At 47.9% G+C, this 15,561-nt stretch carries 13 protein-coding genes and 1 other annotated feature; of the genes, 1 reads left to right on the top strand and 12 read right to left on the bottom strand.

Going from position 1 to position 15,561, the window contains the following annotated elements; translation table 11 throughout:
• Positions 1-78: 78 nt before the first annotated feature.
• The 9 genes from proS to ACMP1L_RS07320 all read right to left on the bottom strand — a co-directional run bounded on the left by proS (position 79) and on the right by ACMP1L_RS07320 (position 8,845).
• The gene (gene proS, locus ACMP1L_RS07360; protein WP_418452501.1) at positions 79-1,512 is read right to left on the bottom strand and encodes a proline--tRNA ligase; all 1,434 of its coding nucleotides are present in this window, start codon (positions 1,510-1,512) and stop codon (positions 79-81) included.
• A 114-nt stretch (positions 1,513-1,626) separates the two neighbouring features.
• Positions 1,627-1,850 (bottom strand) — a binding site (T-box leader).
• A gap of 172 nt (positions 1,851-2,022) precedes the next feature.
• Positions 2,023-2,331: a DUF3837 family protein gene (locus ACMP1L_RS07355; RefSeq protein WP_118732870.1), complete on the bottom strand. Its 309-nt coding sequence runs from the start codon at positions 2,329-2,331 to the stop codon at positions 2,023-2,025.
• Between the two features lie 133 nt (positions 2,332-2,464).
• Positions 2,465-3,112, bottom strand: a complete 648-nt coding sequence (locus tag ACMP1L_RS07350; protein ID WP_418452500.1) for a histidine phosphatase family protein — start codon at positions 3,110-3,112, stop codon at positions 2,465-2,467.
• A gap of 15 nt (positions 3,113-3,127) precedes the next feature.
• Entirely contained in the window at positions 3,128-3,904 is a 777-nt protein-coding gene (locus ACMP1L_RS07345) for a triose-phosphate isomerase family protein (RefSeq protein WP_118732868.1), read from the bottom strand.
• Between the two features lie 16 nt (positions 3,905-3,920).
• Positions 3,921-4,895, bottom strand: coding sequence for a 4-hydroxythreonine-4-phosphate dehydrogenase PdxA (gene pdxA, locus ACMP1L_RS07340; RefSeq protein ID WP_118732867.1), 975 nt, complete (start codon positions 4,893-4,895; stop codon positions 3,921-3,923).
• 33 nt (positions 4,896-4,928) lie between these two features.
• Positions 4,929-6,140: a four-carbon acid sugar kinase family protein gene (locus ACMP1L_RS07335; RefSeq protein ID WP_418452498.1), complete on the bottom strand. Its 1,212-nt coding sequence runs from the start codon at positions 6,138-6,140 to the stop codon at positions 4,929-4,931.
• A 25-nt stretch (positions 6,141-6,165) separates the two neighbouring features.
• Positions 6,166-7,116 (bottom strand): 2-keto-3-deoxygluconate permease, encoded by a 951-nt coding sequence (locus ACMP1L_RS07330; RefSeq protein ID WP_118732865.1) that lies wholly within the window; start codon positions 7,114-7,116, stop codon positions 6,166-6,168.
• 251 nt (positions 7,117-7,367) lie between these two features.
• A complete protein-coding gene (locus ACMP1L_RS07325) occupies positions 7,368-7,808 on the bottom strand; it encodes an RpiB/LacA/LacB family sugar-phosphate isomerase (RefSeq protein ID WP_118732864.1) in 441 nt (146 codons plus the stop codon).
• A gap of 29 nt (positions 7,809-7,837) precedes the next feature.
• Positions 7,838-8,845 carry a sugar-binding transcriptional regulator gene (locus ACMP1L_RS07320; RefSeq protein ID WP_118732863.1) on the bottom strand — a complete coding sequence of 336 codons (1,008 nt, stop codon included), beginning with the start codon at positions 8,843-8,845 and terminating at the stop codon, positions 7,838-7,840.
• Between the two features lie 277 nt (positions 8,846-9,122).
• Here ACMP1L_RS07320 and ACMP1L_RS07315 point away from each other — a divergent pair, with 277 nt between their 5' ends.
• Complete coding sequence (locus ACMP1L_RS07315; RefSeq protein ID WP_118732862.1) at positions 9,123-10,466, top strand: RuBisCO large subunit C-terminal-like domain-containing protein; 1,344 nt, start codon at positions 9,123-9,125, stop codon at positions 10,464-10,466.
• Between the two features lie 66 nt (positions 10,467-10,532).
• Here the strand turns inward: ACMP1L_RS07315 and ACMP1L_RS07310 are convergent, their stop codons facing one another.
• The 3 genes from ACMP1L_RS07310 to ACMP1L_RS07300 all read right to left on the bottom strand — a co-directional run bounded on the left by ACMP1L_RS07310 (position 10,533) and on the right by ACMP1L_RS07300 (position 15,423).
• On the bottom strand, positions 10,533-12,839 hold the full coding sequence (locus tag ACMP1L_RS07310; protein ID WP_418452496.1) for a DMSO/selenate family reductase complex A subunit: 2,307 nt from the start codon (positions 12,837-12,839) through the stop codon (positions 10,533-10,535).
• On the bottom strand, positions 12,784-13,965 hold the full coding sequence (locus ACMP1L_RS07305; RefSeq protein WP_177303683.1) for a sensor domain-containing diguanylate cyclase: 1,182 nt from the start codon (positions 13,963-13,965) through the stop codon (positions 12,784-12,786). The genes ACMP1L_RS07310 and ACMP1L_RS07305 overlap by 56 nt, the downstream gene beginning before the upstream one ends.
• Before the next feature lie 180 nt (positions 13,966-14,145).
• Positions 14,146-15,423 carry an L-cysteine desulfidase family protein gene (locus ACMP1L_RS07300; protein WP_475544526.1) on the bottom strand — a complete coding sequence of 426 codons (1,278 nt, stop codon included), beginning with the start codon at positions 15,421-15,423 and terminating at the stop codon, positions 14,146-14,148.
• Between the last annotated feature and the right edge of the window lie 138 nt (positions 15,424-15,561).

Genomic DNA, 15,561 nt, shown 5'->3' with positions numbered 1-15,561 from the left:
AGCAAAAACGAAAAAGGTCCGGGAAAGACCGCCGAACAGGCGCTTTCCCGGACCTTTTTACCGATTTCATATAAAATTTTAGTATGCTCTGCCCCAGTAAACCATCTTCTTGGCCGGCTTGCCGCAGCATACGCACTTATCGGAGAGATTCTCCTGTGCAAACGGCATGCAGCGGGAGGTCGCAGCTGTATCTTCTTTGATTTTGTCCTCGCAGGCCTGATCGCCGCACCACATAGCTTTTACAAAGCCCGGCTTCTCGTTGATGGTTTTTACAAACTCATCGTAGGTGGTTGCAACGTAGGTGTGAGAATCGCGGTGTGCTCTTGCGCGCTCCAACATATCACTCTGGATAGTGTCTAAGAGCTCGCTTATCTTGGCTTCGATCTCGTCTAAGGAAACCGTGATCTTCTCATGAGTATCACGGCGGACCAGAACTGCCTCGTTGTTCTCGATATCTCTCGGTCCGATCTCCACACGTACCGGAATTCCGCGCATCTCAGACTCACTGAACTTCCAGCCCGGGCTCTTGTCAGAATCATCTACTTTTACGCGGAAGTTGGAAAGAACGTCTTTCAGTGCAAATGCCTTGTCCAGAACGCCCTCTTTCTGCTGCTGGATCGGCACGATCACAACCTGGGTCGGAGCGATTCTCGGCGGCAGCACCAGACCGTTGTTATCACCGTGTACCATGATGATCGCACCGATCATACGGGTCGTCATGCCCCAGGAAGTCTGATGAACGTACTGCAGAGTATTGTCCTTTGCTGCATACTGGATGCCGAATGCCTTTGCAAAGCCGTCACCAAAGTTATGGCTGGTTCCGGACTGCAGTGCTTTTCCGTCATGCATCAGGGACTCGATGGTGTAGGTAGCCTCTGCGCCTGCGAATTTCTCTTTATCAGTCTTCTGACCGCGGATTACCGGAATAGCCAGCACCTGCTCACAGAAATCTGCATAGAGATTCAGCATCTGGATGGTTCTTGCCTCTGCTTCCTCTGCGGTTGCGTGAGCGGTGTGCCCCTCCTGCCATAAGAACTCTCTGGAACGCAGGAACGGACGGGTGGTTTTTTCCCATCTGACTACAGAACACCACTGGTTGTATACCTTCGGCAGGTCACGGTAAGAGTGGATATCCTTTGCATAGAAATCACAGAACAGAGTCTCTGAGGTCGGGCGCACGCACAGACGCTCCTGAAGCGGCTCCAGGCCGCCGTGGGTTACCCATGCAACCTCCGGCGCAAAGCCTTCCACATGATCTTTTTCTTTCTCCAGAAGGCTCTCCGGAATGAAGAGCGGCATATATACATTCTGAACTCCGGTTTCCTTAAAGCGGCGGTCCAGCTCATGCTGGATATTCTCCCAGATTGCATAACCAGCCGGTTTGATGACCATGCAGCCCTTTACGCTTGCGTAGTCACACAGCTCTGCTTTTTTTACCACATCCGTATACCACTGGGCGAAATCCTCGTCCATGGATGTGATGGCTTCTACTAATTTCTTATCCTTTGCCATGATAACTCTCCTTTATTTTTAATGAAAAAAAGTGCGCTTCCTCGCGACGCATTTTATTTCATAGGACGTAATTTCCTATGAAATAAAAAATCATCCGGTCCTCTGCCATTTCTGACAAGGGACCGAATGACCAGATAAATTCGGCGGTACCACCCTGATTAGCGCTGCAATGAATGCAGAATCGCTCACTCTATGCTCCGTTAACGCCGGAAACTACGCTGCAGTTCACTGCAGGACTCCAAGGCCGGTTCAGCTTCCAGGGACATGACGGCCTTGCACCAGATAGCCATCTCTCTGTGATGTAATGTCTGCTTACTAATCCTCTTCACTGTCGTTTTCTCTTGCTTGATTTTAAGCCATTTTCCGCACTTTGTCAAGGGAAGCTGAACTTTCCTTTTTCCATGTTATGTGAAATTGTTATCAGTTTTTTGTGAAACAACGATATGTGAAAATAGAGGAAGGCGGTCTCATTCACTTCCGGACCTTTATTCAGCTTTGTAGCTCAAATTTTTATATTGATTCGTACCCCATCTGAAGCGTGATGGCCGCATCTTCCGTCACTTCATCGTTGTCGAACCAGGTGTAGCTACGGACAATTTCGGATAGATTGCCGTTTTCTGCGTCGTAGACCTGTTGTGGAATGCTCTCGATGAGTTTTCCCAGGTTATCGCCCGCTTTCACCTCCGGCATGGGCTGGCCTGCTTTTTTGTACAGCATGCCGATGGCACATGTTACTTCACAGGTATTGATAAGCCGGGACGGCGGCGTAAACAGGGTTGATTTCAGTTTTACAGACTGAACGGTTAATTCATAAACCATAATGGATTCCTCCTCTTTTTTCCAGTTTCAGTATACTGTAATTTCCCCGCTGGTGCAATTTGATTCTCCTATGAAAAATTGAATGTTAAAACAGAAAAGACGGCGCTGCTCAAAATAGGGCAGCACCGTCTTTTCATGCTTTTAATGTATAGAAATCTTGAATCAGGGATACATCATAATAAATTTTATCCCGTTCCAGAAAACAGCTTTTTCCATGCTTCACTTCCAGAATAGTGACGGCGCAGTTGGCTGGCACACCACCCTGCCAGAAATCAGAGGGATTCTCATACAGATGGTTCAGGATTCCCCGCAGTGCACAACCGTGGGTTGCAACGAGAATGGTTTTGTCCTGAAAGACTTCGTTCCGAATCAGTTCCTCATAAAAATCTTTTCCTCGCTCGCATACCTGACGTATATTCTCCCCACCGGGTGCTCCCCGAAAAAAGAACGGATTGGTGTAAAATAGTTCAAACCGTTCTTTTCCTCCAGCTTCTGCAATTTCTTCCGGTGTCAGGCCGTCCCAGTCTCCCCAGGTAATCTCCCGGATTCTGGCATCCTGGATACAGGGAATATCCGCATTTCCCGTTATGATCTGCGCGGTCTCCCGTGCACGCTGATAAGGACTCGTAATTACCAGGTCAAACGGGATCGTTCCCATATTCTCACGGGTAATCTCCGCAAGCCTTCGTCCATTTTCATTCAATAGAATATCCGATTCTCCCTGTAGCTTTCTTCTGCAGTTCCAGTCGGTTTCCCCGTGTCTTATCACATATAATTTCACGCTGTTTTCCTTCACTTACGACATTCTTTTTAACATTACCGCGGTTGTGATGGCCAGTTCGCTGTAAGTCTCCGCGTTTACACCGCAACCGGTGGTAAACAGGCCATTGACATCTGGCAGAGCTGCAATATCAAGATACGTTTCCATATTCACGCCACCACCATATACAATGTACACCGCTTCTGCTACATCACTTCCATATAAGGAAGCCACAACACTGCGAATATAATGATGAACCATCTGAATATGAGAAAGGTCTGCAGTAGATTTCTTTCCAATGGCCCACATAGGCTCATAAGCAAAGATAATCCTCCTCGCCTCCTCCTTCGACACTCCATCCAGAAGCTCCTCCAGTTGTTTTTGGATGAATGCCTGAACCTGCTCATCCGATTCTTTCAGCTCCTCGCCCACACACAGGAACGGATGCAAACCAATCTTCACAGCAGTTTTCAGTTTCCGGTTTGACATCTGGTTATCTTCCTTCAGGTAACGCCGCCGTTCCTGATGATTGATCTCCACATACCGGCAGCCGATGTCCAGGAGCATCTGCCCGGACACCTCACCAGTGTAGGCACCGTCCAGTTCCCAGAACATGTCCTGGCCCCCCACCTTTACCACACTGTCCGGATTTAGATGCTTTGTAATCTCCGGGATCACTGGAAAGGATGGAAAGATCACAACCGGATAGTCATGAAAGTCCTTCAGTTTCTCCTGCAGCTCTCTCGCAATGCGGATGCTGTCCTGATATCCATTTACCATTTTCCATCCGGAACCACAAATGAAATGCTTCACGTTATTCTCCACCTTACTACTTATTATTCAAAAATTCCTCTGCCACACGCATGGACTGCTTCATGTTATCTCCGCTGGCAATGCCTTTTCCGGCAATATCAAACGCGGTTCCGTGATCAACGGAAGTACGGATGATCGGAAGTCCGATAGTGCAGTTTACACACTCGCTCATGAGCTGCAGCTTCGCTGCGATATGTCCCTGATCATGATACATGGCAATAGCTGCATCATAGATACCATTTAATGTCTTGTTGAACACAGAATCCGGCGGAATCGGGCCGGTAACGTTGATGCCCTCTTCCTTTGCCGCTTCAATGGCCGGAATGATCTCTTCAATCTCCTCCATACCGAACAGCCCGTGTTCTCCTGCATGCGGATTTAATCCGGCTACCGCGATCAGCGGATTCTCCATTCCGGTCTGCTTTAATGCCTTGTCCATCAGCTCAATGCAATCCAGGACACGCTGCTTCGTTGCCCGGTTGCAAGCCTCACGAAGAGAACAATGGGTCGAAACATGCATGATCTTAAGCGGTCCGTAAAACATCATAGCATACTTTTTGGTTCCTGTCAGGGTTGCAAAGATCTCAGTATGACCGTCATAATTATGACCGCCCATATGCAGGGCTTCTTTGTTGAGCGGTGCAGTTACCACTGCATCAATTTTCCCTGCGTTCGCATCTGCAATGGCATGTGCGATGTACTGGTATGCCGCATCTCCGCATTTAGCGGAAAGCTTGCCAATCTCATACTGGTCCATGGTCAGATGATTCGGATCGATTACATTGATCACACCGTCCTCGTACTCCTCCGGAGCCTGAATTTCCTTAAATTTACAATCCAGCTTTAACAGATCATTATAAAATTTCAGAATATCGACAGCACCGTACACAACGTATTTTCCCCCAAACTCTGTGCCGTCTCCCAGCGCTTTCATAATAATTTCCGGTCCGACTCCGGCCGGATCTCCCATGGTGATTCCCAGTCTTTTCATGAACAATCCTTCCCTTCCGCTCAAACTTTATTTTTACATCCGCTCTTTGAAATACACGATGGATTTTGCCAGTGCTTCCCGGTCTCCGATGGAGCCACCCTTTACAATACAGGGAAGTCCCGGATAATCACCGCCGTCCAGCTGAATCAGGGCAATAATTGGAAGAACCTCCTCCACCAGTTTTGCGCCGTGGGCGTGATTATAATTATTGACGCTGATGGCGGTATCACCGCCGGTCAGAAAGCATCCGCATACCTTTGCTTCCTTCAGTATCAGAGCAGAAAGCTCTCCAATCCGGGACTGGGCGTATTTGGCTACTGCCGTGCGGCTCATTCCCTTTTCTTTACCGACTTTAACAGCTTCCAGATAGTCCTCATGCTCCCTGGCCGTCACAACAACAACATCCTGTCCATAGTGAAGCAGGTCAATGGCTTCCCTGGCTGCTTTCTGAATATCGCCGCCGCGAAGCAGTTCCGCGATATTCATTTCCACAACCTTCGCTCCGGCTTCCTGCGCCACCCGCACCTGCATTCTGGAGGTCTCACTAATGCTTCCCACCAAAGCGAGCACCGGATACTGTACACGCATGGTCTTTACCAGCGCATTGGCCATACCAGCCGAGCCTACCCAGAGAACCTTTTTCTTCAGACTTAAAATGTATTCCACTACCACATTCAGGTCTGAATTCTCCAGGACATCAAAGGTCACAATCTTTGCCTGCCCCACATCCATGGTCTGATTTCTCACTTCATTGAGGGAGAAGTGCACCACCGGCTCTTCCATCTCCTTCTTCATGAGCTTTTCCAGATTATCCTCGGTTACCAGACACAGCGGATCCTTCATAATCTCTGTTTCGGTAATCCGCACACCGTTCATCATCAGGGTGCCATCCACAACCATCCGGTTGGAATCCGGATTAGCCGGATTAAACACAATAAGATCCGGTTTCAGTACTTCCTTGGCTGCAGTCATCTCAGCCTTCAGATTTCCTCGCAGCGTGGAATCAATCTTTTTGTAGTAATATTCGTATGGATACGGATTCATGCTCTGCAGAATGCTTTTTACCTTCGTGTAAGCCTCCTCAGCCGGAATATTGCGTGATTCCGTATCGATCACATAAGACTTTTCCGGATTAATCTCGTCCGTATCAAAAATAATGTGTGCTTCAATTCCGTTTTTGGTCATCTGCACACCAGCATCTCCGGCACCCGTAAAATCATCTGCCAACATCAGTAATTTGCCCATAACAGATTCCTCTTTATCTTTCCGGTTATTGTTTTGGATACTTCGGACAGCCAAACTTCTTTGCCCACCAGGTTGTGATAAACGGTACGAGCAGTGCGCTTAAAACAGTAGATGCTGCCACCTGTACAGTTGCTACAGATGCAAATGCTTCCCATGCCGGATCTGCGATGGCAATGGCTGCCGGTACTGCTACTGCATTTCCTGCGGTTGTAGCTACGGCCCACCCTGCATAACCAGGACGCTTGCCGATAAATCTGTCACAGCATACGATAAATGCGCCGCCGATAAAGATAGTGATCAGGCCAAGTACAACACCGGAAACTCCTCCCTTTACCACGTTAGCCAGGTTGATGCCTGCACCCAGTGAGAAACCGGTAAACGGAATGATTGCAGAGCCAACTGGTCCAAAGAAATCTTTTACCTTCGGATCAATGTTGCCAAGAAGCATACCTGCAAAGATTGGAACAACTGCTGCAACCAGGCTCATGAACGGAATATCCGCAAGACCGGATGCGCCAAGGGCAACCAGGGTCAGGAACGGACCATCGTTCAAAGCCAGAATCGGCATGCATGCACAATCTTTTTCGTCTCCGTACTGTTCCATCAGTGCATAGTAAACAGAACCATTACTGTTGGTTACTGCACAAATAATTGCCATACTGGAAATACCAAGGAAACCTGCGCTTCCAAAAATCTTTCCTACTGCTATACCAAGCGCTGCGCCAATCACGAATTTGGATACCAGAAGCAGTCCGCCTCGTTTTACGACTGCAGGCATATCTTTCACGGTCAGTGTTGTTCCCATACAGAACAACAGGATGCCTAACGCGCAGGAACCACCCGCGCTGGAGAATGTTGCCGTTGTAATACCACCGATCTGCAATGCAGACGGGAAAAATGTATTTACCAGACATCCAAGAATCAACGGAACAACCATCATGCCTGCCGGAACCTTTTTAATAAAATCCATAATCATAAACAATTACCTTCCTTTCCGTTCAATGCGTCCATTTGGATTTCCTGTGGTTTTCATACATGCATGTTTTTATTCTGGCATTCATGGCCATTCCTGCCAAAAATACGATTAATCGTCATTTTCACCAATCAACTATCCAAATTTTATTATTTGATAGTCAGATTATATAATGTCCTTCTTTTTATGAATAGTTTGAAAATATTTTCATACTATTCATATTTACTAACTTCTGTTACTTTGTTATATTGCTGTCACACTTTTTGAGTTTCATAATCATAGATCCGCTGTACTTTTACTTTCGATCTGGACTGCGGATCAAAGGTATTCTTCAGGTATTCCCGTACCAGGCACTTCGCCAGTTCAATTCCCGTCACCTGCGCACCAATGGTAATGATATTGGCACAGTTGCTGAGTTGGGCCCGCTCTGCCTGGTAAATATTATTCACCTCCGCTGCATAAGCGCCTTTTACCTTATTGGCTGCAATGCAGACTCCGATTCCAGTTCCGCAGATTAGGATTCCCCGGTCACATTCCCCCGCTGCCACGGCCTCTGCCAGACGAATGGCTGTATTGGCATAGATCGGATCCTCACTTCCAAAATCTACGCACTCATGTCCCAGATCCTCTACCAACTTTTTTAATACCTTCTTGTGTTCTGATGCGTTTGGGTCGCATCCAATTGCAACTTTCATGTTATCCCCTCCTTATGTTCTTTACCTTCTCAATCCGAAGTACCCTGATGCGTTTTCCAGATATCAATCAGCTCTGTTCCCAGCCTGCTATCGATGATCAGCGTATCTATCAGCCCTCCTTTCACCGCCGCCATAATCGCATAGGCCTTCTCAACTCCGGAAGCAAGTGTGATCTTTCTCGGAATCTTTTTAAACTGCTCCAGTTCAATGGAAACTGTCCGGTCTTTTAAGCTTGTATTACATTCATTTCCATTGATGTCTAAGAATCTCACCACAACATCCCCCACAACTCCGCATTTGCGCAGCTCCTTCAAATCCTCTGGCGGCAGATATTCCGGCCGGGCTAAAACCGTTGTTGTTTCTGGATAGAAGGCTCCGATTCCATTAATAGCAATATTCACCCGATCAAACATGGAATAAACCTGCGCAATGCTTTTTTCATTTTTCAATAGCCCTGTAATTTTTGATGAACTCATGAGAGTATCGGTAAGCAGAATATGTTTCTTTCCGGAAAATGCCTTCGCTGAGCGGGTTACCAAGGTTCTTACATCCCACTCTGCCACACTGCTCGCAAGGCTGCCATGCAGCGTGACAAAATCTGCCTCTACCTTCTGAGCCGGATTCAGGTAATTGATCATCTGGTAAATCGTGCTGCCCCAGGTAAATCCGATCACGTCACCCTTTTTGATGATCCTCTGCAAATACCGCGCTGCTTCCAGAGCCACCAGTTTCTTCACATTTTCCGGGTCCTCCGGATGATCCACGCCTTCCATACTCACAGCCGGTGCAATGATCACTTCTTTAATCCCAAGAAGCTCTTTTAGCTGGCGCTCTACCTCGATACATTCCACAAAAGGATCGCGAATTACAAATTCGATAATTTTTTCTTCCTTGGCACGTTTGAGCAATCTCGATACAGTCGTAATCGAGATTCCCAGTTCTTCCGCAATCTGATTCTGCGGTTTTTCTGAAATGTAATAGAGGTATGCCGCTTTCAAAACCAGGAACGTAGACTGGTCAAACTTGTCAATATGCATACTTTCCGTGCTCCTTTTCTGATATATATATAACAATTTATCTATATTTTTCTACTTTCAGAAAAACATCCCATCATGTTGTATATTTTCTCATAGTTTCATGTTATCAGATATGTTAATAATTTCAATATTGAAATTTTTTCCAGTACCCGCCTCTCACAGGCCGAATATGAAATTATTTTCAGAGTTGTAATTATTTTTCATACCCCGTATATTGGAGCTACAGAAACAAAACAGGAACACAAAAAATTAAATATATCACACATGGAGGTATCTTATGATTAAACAGAACAGATTCTACAACACCCTGCTGAACCCTTTATATGAGGGATGTGACCTGAATGACTTATGCGTAGCCACCTACCTGATTGGTGCGGCAAAAGAAGAAGGCGCAATCTTAAAGGCTGTCAGTATCGGTATTGAGCAGACTACCGGTTCCTGGGTGGACGTACCGGCTGAGACGGATGAAATGCGTGCGAAATACGCATCCAAGATTATCGGTGTATATGAAGTACCGAACTATGAAAATCAGACTAATGTAAATCTGGATGTGGCTCCGGACGGCCTTCGCTTTTACGTGATTCGCATCGGCTATCCGGTTGATAATATTGAAAACAATATCCCACTGCTGATCGGTTCTATCTGCGGCAATATCATGTCCATGCCGTATCTGAAGCTGCTGGATATTGACTTCCCGAAGAAATTCACCGATGCATTCCAGGGACCGAAATTCGGTATCGATGGAATCCGCAAGATTTTAAATGTTTACGACAGACCACTGTTAAACAACATGATCAAGCCTTGTACCGGTTATACTCCAGAGGTTGGCGAAAAGCTGTTCTTTGAGGCTGCAGCCGGTGGTGTTGACATCATCAAGGATGACGAGCTGATCGGCGGAAACCGGAAATTTAACAGCCTGGCTGAACGTGTAAAGAGAAACATGGATGCCGTTGAGCGCGCGAAAGCCATTAAAGGTGAGAATACCATGTACGCCTGCAACATCACCGATGAAGTCTGCCGTCTGAAAGAGAATGCCATGACCGTCATCAACAACGGTGGCAACCTGATCATGGTAGACATTCACGGTACTGGCTACAGCGCAGTCCGCATGCTGGCTGAGGATCCGGAGATCACCGTTCCGATTCTGGCTCACTCCTGCTTCAACGGTGCCTTTACTTGTTCCCCGTACCAGGGCATAAGCTCCAAGGTAGTCAACAAGCTTGTCCGTCTCAGCGGTGCTGATATTTATCTGACCCAGCCTCCGTACGGAAAATTTGATAATACCTTTGATAACTACATCACCAACATCAACGCTTCCAAGGCAAAATTCTATGATTTAAAGCCGATGCTTCCATTCGTGGGCGGCGGCGTAGTTCCGGGACTGGTTCCGAAGTTCGTTGATGACTGCGGTCCGGATGTTCTCCTTGGTGTTGGTGCAGGTATCCACGCTCATCCGATGGGGCCGAGAGCCGGTGCGATTGCATTCCGCAATGCCATCGATGCCGTGATGAATGGTATCCCACTGCGTGAAAAGGCAAAAGACTGCAAGGAACTGACTGTAGCCATTGAGAAATGGGGCATCTACGGCGAGGACCATAGCAAAGACCTCTATGCCATTTAATATACTCCATAGATTTCAAAACAAGAGGCTGGCGCTTGGCGTCAGCCTCTTGTTTTGAAATCTATTTTATTTTCTGGATTCTTCCCGGGTCACCTCCACAAGGTTCGTATGCTGCCCGTTGCCCCGGGCGTAAGGGGTCGGGTGCAGGGATGTCAGCACGTTGATGGAACCGGCTGTGTCGGTTCCGTTTTCGTCCGGCCGGTACCAGGCGCCCTGGGAGATGGCGGTCACCCCCGGCATGATCCGGTCGGTGACGCGCACCGGCATGCGGATCCGGCCGCGGTCATTGAACACCTCTGCCAGGTCTCCGTCCTGCAGGTTCCGGGCTGCGGCATCGACCGGATTCATCCACAGCATCTGAGGATCGATCTTATGCATGGCCTGGTTGTTGTCATGGATGCTGTGGCAACGCCGTTTGGTATGCCAGCCGGTCAGCTGCAGCGGATATTTCTCTGTCAGAGGATCCTGCGGTCCCTCTACCGGCGGCACATACCGTGGGATGGCCGGCACAAATTCTTTAAATTCTGTCCTGTATACTTTCTCAGAGAAAATCTCTATTTTTCCACTCTTTGTCGGAAACGGATGTGCTTGCGGATCACGGCGTTCTTCTGCAAAAGCAGGCTGGACCGGCTGCTTCTGATAGCGGAACAGCGCCTGCTTTTTAAAGGCTTCATAATCCGGCAGTTCTGTTTCTGTCTTTCTCAATTCTTCATATAAATATTCCAGCCACTCTGACGAGGTACGGCCGCAGGTAAACTGTTCTTTTAACCCAAGGCGATCCGCAACCTCAGCGAGCCAGTCATACTCAAATCTTCCCTCATACAAAGGCTCGATCACCTTATTGTTGAAGCCAAGGAAATTGCCATATTTCCAGGGCATGGTAATGTTTTCGCATTCAAACATGGAAATTCCCGGAAGCAGGATATCGGCATATTTCGCGCTGGCCGTCATAAACAGATCACTGACTACAATGAACTCACATTTGCTTTCATCCCGCAGGATCTCTGCCGTACGGTTGATATCTCCATGCTGGTTGATGAGTGTGTTGCCCGCCAGATTGAGGATCATCTTGATATCACTTTCCAGCGTAACCGGTTCTTCCGGTCCGTCAATCCACTGTACCCCATCTTGCTGGTTCATGGTATGGCCATGCAGCACGGCCTCGGTCCAGAGGTAAACCGGGATCTGACGGTTGTAATGATTCACCTGCTTCGGCCAGGATGGTTTTTTATGTTCCATCCAGTCTGCGGTTCCGCTGGCCCAGCCGCCGGAAATTCCCACATTTCCGGTCATACAGGCAAGCAGAATGCCGCCCCGGGTGCTCTGTTCTCCATTAGCATTGCGCTGCGGTCCGTATCCCTGAATGAGGGCAGCCGGCTTTGCCAGGGCATAACGCCTTGCCAGACTTCGGATGGTGTCTGCCGGTACTCCGGTGATCGTTTCTGCCCATTCCGGCGTTTTCTCCACGCCGTCCTTTTCACCGTACAGATAAGAGAGATAACACTCTGACGGGTCCACTCCATCCGGCATATGCTCCTTATCAAAGCCAATACAGCAGCGGTTCAGAAATTCCTGATCCTGCAGGTTTTCTTCCACAATGACCCATGCCATGGCATCCATCATGGCACTGTCGGTGGCAGGGCGCACAGGAATCCACTCTGCCTCCAAGCGTACCACCGTGTCATTCTTTCTCGGATCAACAACGACAATGGGAATGCCCTTCTTCTTTGCGCGCAGAAGTACGTTCATGGTAACGCTGTCAAACTTTGTTTCTTCCGGATTATGGCCCCAGAGGATAATGAAATTCGCATTCAGCCAGTCCTCCGGGTTCTGCCCCGTCTCGTTGGTGCCATACATGAGAGGAGTTGCCTGCCGAATACAGGCTGAGCTGTAGGAATTGTAATAATCAAGAAATCCTCCGTCCAGATTCAGAAGGCGCTTCGCCAGGCTATTGCCGCGATTCAAGGCACTGATGCCCGTTGCATAATTAACATAGCGTGCTCCCGGTCCGTAAGTATCGCGAATACGGATCCACTCGGAGGCAATGATATCTACCGCTTCTTCCCAGCTGATACGCTCAAATCTGCCTTCACCGCGCTTCCCCACCCGCTTCATAGGATAACGCAGCCGGTCCTCGCCCAGAAAGGTCTTATGGTAATTCAGACCGCGCACGCAGGCTGTGAGCGGAATCTCTTCCTCAGGTGCATCGCATGGGTGCTCCGTACTCAGATGATCGATTTTTCCAGCTTTCATGTGTACGCAGATCACACAGCGTCCGCCGCAGTTATTGCGTCCGGTGGTCCGGATAACCTGTTCTTTACATATACTCGCTTCTCCGGATATCGCGTCTCCGGTCATGTTCTCTTTTTTCATAAAATTTCTTTTTGTCCTCATACATTTTTTCGTCGGCTTCCTTCAGCATCTCATCCAGAGCCATGCATTCTGTTCTCCAGACCGAACCGCAGGAAATACTGACATGATGCTGTCTGGCATTCAAGCGAAGCTGGTTTATCAGGAATTCAAACTGCTGCTGCAGAATGTCTGGATAAATCACCACAAATTCATCCCCGCCGATCCGGTAGGTATGCTCCGGGAAAACTGCCACGATCTGCTGGGCTGCCCGACGGATAAAGGAATCACCTGCTTCATGCCCCTGCTCATCGTTGATCTGCTTTAAACCATTTAAATCAATATAAACCACTCCGATATTTTTAAAGCATCTGCCCCGGGATTTTTCCAGCAGGCGAATGTAATAGTTACGGTTATACAGATTCGTCAGCAGATCGCGGTAGCTTAAATACTGAAGCTGTTCCTGGCGGTCCTTCATCTCCAGACGGTTCATGAGAAAGAACTGAATGGAAGAAAGGAGCTGAAAATCCCGGTAGTATTTCCTTGGATTGTCTACACCAAAAAATCCTATCACCGTACCGTCTTTTTTAAATGGAACCGCGATCAGACTGTTGATATTCTGTGCTTTCAGAATATCATAGGTCTTGGCCTCCTTTTTCTTTTCACGGTCCAGATCAGATATATAAAACATACCCTGCTTCTGAAACATATCAAGCCAGGACTGAACAACCTGAAGCGGCACCTGCTGAAGATTGTCAATTTCTTTTGTGATCCCGGGTGCGGCATACTCATATGTATTGTGAACCAGCTGGTTCTCATAATCCACCTTAACGATATAGGACCGGTCTCCCTCAAAATACTCCGTCACGATTTTCAGAAGGTTATTGATTGCCCGATCCATGTCTTCATGAGAAGAAAGCTCTGTCACGCAGCGGATCAGCACCGTACTGCGTTCCAGTTCCACCACCGCCTCCGAACGGCTTTTTGCAAGCTGTTGGGTGGTCCAGAGATTCCAGCCAAAATAACACCAGAGAAGCAGAAGCACAACCAGACTTTCATGTTCCGGATTTCGGTATATACTCAGTGCCATAGCCAGGGTTATCACGCTCATGACCAGCAGCTGCGCAATTCTTCCTTTTCTTTTTTTCATCAACATTCTTCCTTTACTGAAACAGTCAGGATTTCTGACGCTACATAAATCTATAATTTTATATTATCACATCCTGTCTGACTTTTCACGCAATACTATGTAAAATAAAAAAAGAAACCCTCTGCATCAAAAAGTTACCAGATGCAGAGGGTTTTATCCTGTTTCAGGTTCTGTCCCGAATTATGCTTCGATCATAATCTTGATGATCTCTTCGTTGGTTTCTTTCATACCGTCTTTTCCGAGACGTCCGACATTCCGTAAGGTATTCTCTACGCCCTTGGATACAATACCGTCTCCGCCGCGGAACTGCTGGCCGCGGATATACATGTTGTAGCCGAGGATGCCGGCATCGACTGCTGCCGCGATCTTGGCTGCGCAGGATGCCTTAGCGCCATCACATACAATGCCGGATACGATTGCCAGGGCATTGACTACAGTGTGCTCTACTTCCTTCAGGCCGCCGCCGCACAGATATGCGATTCCGGCACCTGCTCCGGCACCTGCTCCTACTGCTCCACAGTAAGCAGACAGACGGCCGATCGGTGTCTTTACGTGAATGGTTGTCAGGTTTGACAGGATCAGTGCGCGATAACGATTCTCCTCGCTGACACCAAGCTCTTTTGCATATACAACGACCGGTACAGAGGTGGTGATACCCTGGTTTCCGCTTCCGGAGTTGATCACAACCGGCATCTCACAGCCATTCATGCGGGCATCAGAGCCTGCTGCTGCCATTGCCTTTGCACGGACACGTACATTGTTGCCGTCCATATCAAGGAGCACTTTACCGATGTTTGCGCCGTAATCATTCTTGATACCCTCTTCCGCAATAGCTACGTTAAAAGCTACCTGCTGGTCCAGAAGGGCTTTGACATCGTCAATATCTGCTGTCATTGCAAAATCCCAGATATGCTCCATGTCAAGCAGAGTGCGATCGGTCAGACCTTCCTCACTGTCATCGGAAACTGCCTCGCTCTTTAAAACCTCTCCATTCTTCTCGATCAGAACAATGTTGGTGTGGAAGTTTGCGATACGTACCTTTGCGTAGGACTTGCCGCTAAATACTGTCACAATGATATCAAAGGTACAGCCGTCCTCCATGTGCACTACCTGGATCGGAACCTCTTCCATGAACTGCTTCATCTGACGGATCTGCTCCTGGCTTACCGTGGCAATAACCTCTAACTTCTTGTCCGGGTCACCGGCCACAATGCCTGCTGCCGCTGCTGCATTGATACCCTTTAAATGACCGGTATTCGGTACGATTACAGATTTTACGTTCTTGATAATGCTGCCGCTGGCTTCTACGACTACCTTATCCGGCATCTCGCCGAGAGTTTTTCTTGCTACTGCTGCTGCATAGGCCAGCGCGATCGGTTCGGTACATCCCATAGCCGGAATCAATTCCTCTTTCAGAATCTGAATATATGCCTGATAACGTGGATCTTTCTTCTCCATTCTGATTTTCCCCTTTTTCTGCATTTCTGACAGACGGCACATATTGATCAGGTATGTCCGACCTGCTTTATCATTGTGGCTTGCCTTATTGATAAATTTATCGTACCATATAGTTACATTAATGTAAAATTTAAAGTT

Origin of the sequence: Ventrimonas sp. (genome assembly GCF_048380235.1) — a bacterium.
GTDB lineage: Bacteria > Bacillota > Clostridia > Lachnospirales > Lachnospiraceae > Brotaphodocola.
Note: the sequence above shows the minus strand (reverse complement) of the source record. Positions and strands in the feature narration are given on the sequence as shown.

Bases quoted from the DNA above. Each gene is read 5' to 3' on its own strand.
- pdxA (WP_118732867.1), bottom strand. From the start codon at position 4,895: ATGAAAAGACTGGGAATCACCATGGGAGATCCGGCCGGAGTCGGACCG.
- ACMP1L_RS07330 (WP_118732865.1), bottom strand. From the start codon at position 7,116: ATGATTATGGATTTTATTAAAAAGGTTCCGGCAGGCATGATGGTTGTT.
- ACMP1L_RS07335 (WP_418452498.1), bottom strand. From the start codon at position 6,140: ATGGGCAAATTACTGATGTTGGCAGATGATTTTACGGGTGCCGGAGAT.
- ACMP1L_RS07305 (WP_177303683.1), bottom strand. From the start codon at position 13,965: ATGAAAAAAAGAAAAGGAAGAATTGCGCAGCTGCTGGTCATGAGCGTG.
- ACMP1L_RS07300 (WP_475544526.1), bottom strand. From the start codon at position 15,423: ATGGAGAAGAAAGATCCACGTTATCAGGCATATATTCAGATTCTGAAA.
- ACMP1L_RS07325 (WP_118732864.1), bottom strand. From the start codon at position 7,808: ATGAAAGTTGCAATTGGATGCGACCCAAACGCATCAGAACACAAGAAG.
- ACMP1L_RS07315 (WP_118732862.1), top strand. From the start codon at position 9,123: ATGATTAAACAGAACAGATTCTACAACACCCTGCTGAACCCTTTATAT.
- ACMP1L_RS07355 (WP_118732870.1), bottom strand. From the start codon at position 2,331: ATGGTTTATGAATTAACCGTTCAGTCTGTAAAACTGAAATCAACCCTG.
- ACMP1L_RS07320 (WP_118732863.1), bottom strand. From the start codon at position 8,845: ATGCATATTGACAAGTTTGACCAGTCTACGTTCCTGGTTTTGAAAGCG.
- ACMP1L_RS07310 (WP_418452496.1), bottom strand. From the start codon at position 12,839: ATGAAAAAAGAGAACATGACCGGAGACGCGATATCCGGAGAAGCGAGT.
- proS (WP_418452501.1), bottom strand. From the start codon at position 1,512: ATGGCAAAGGATAAGAAATTAGTAGAAGCCATCACATCCATGGACGAG.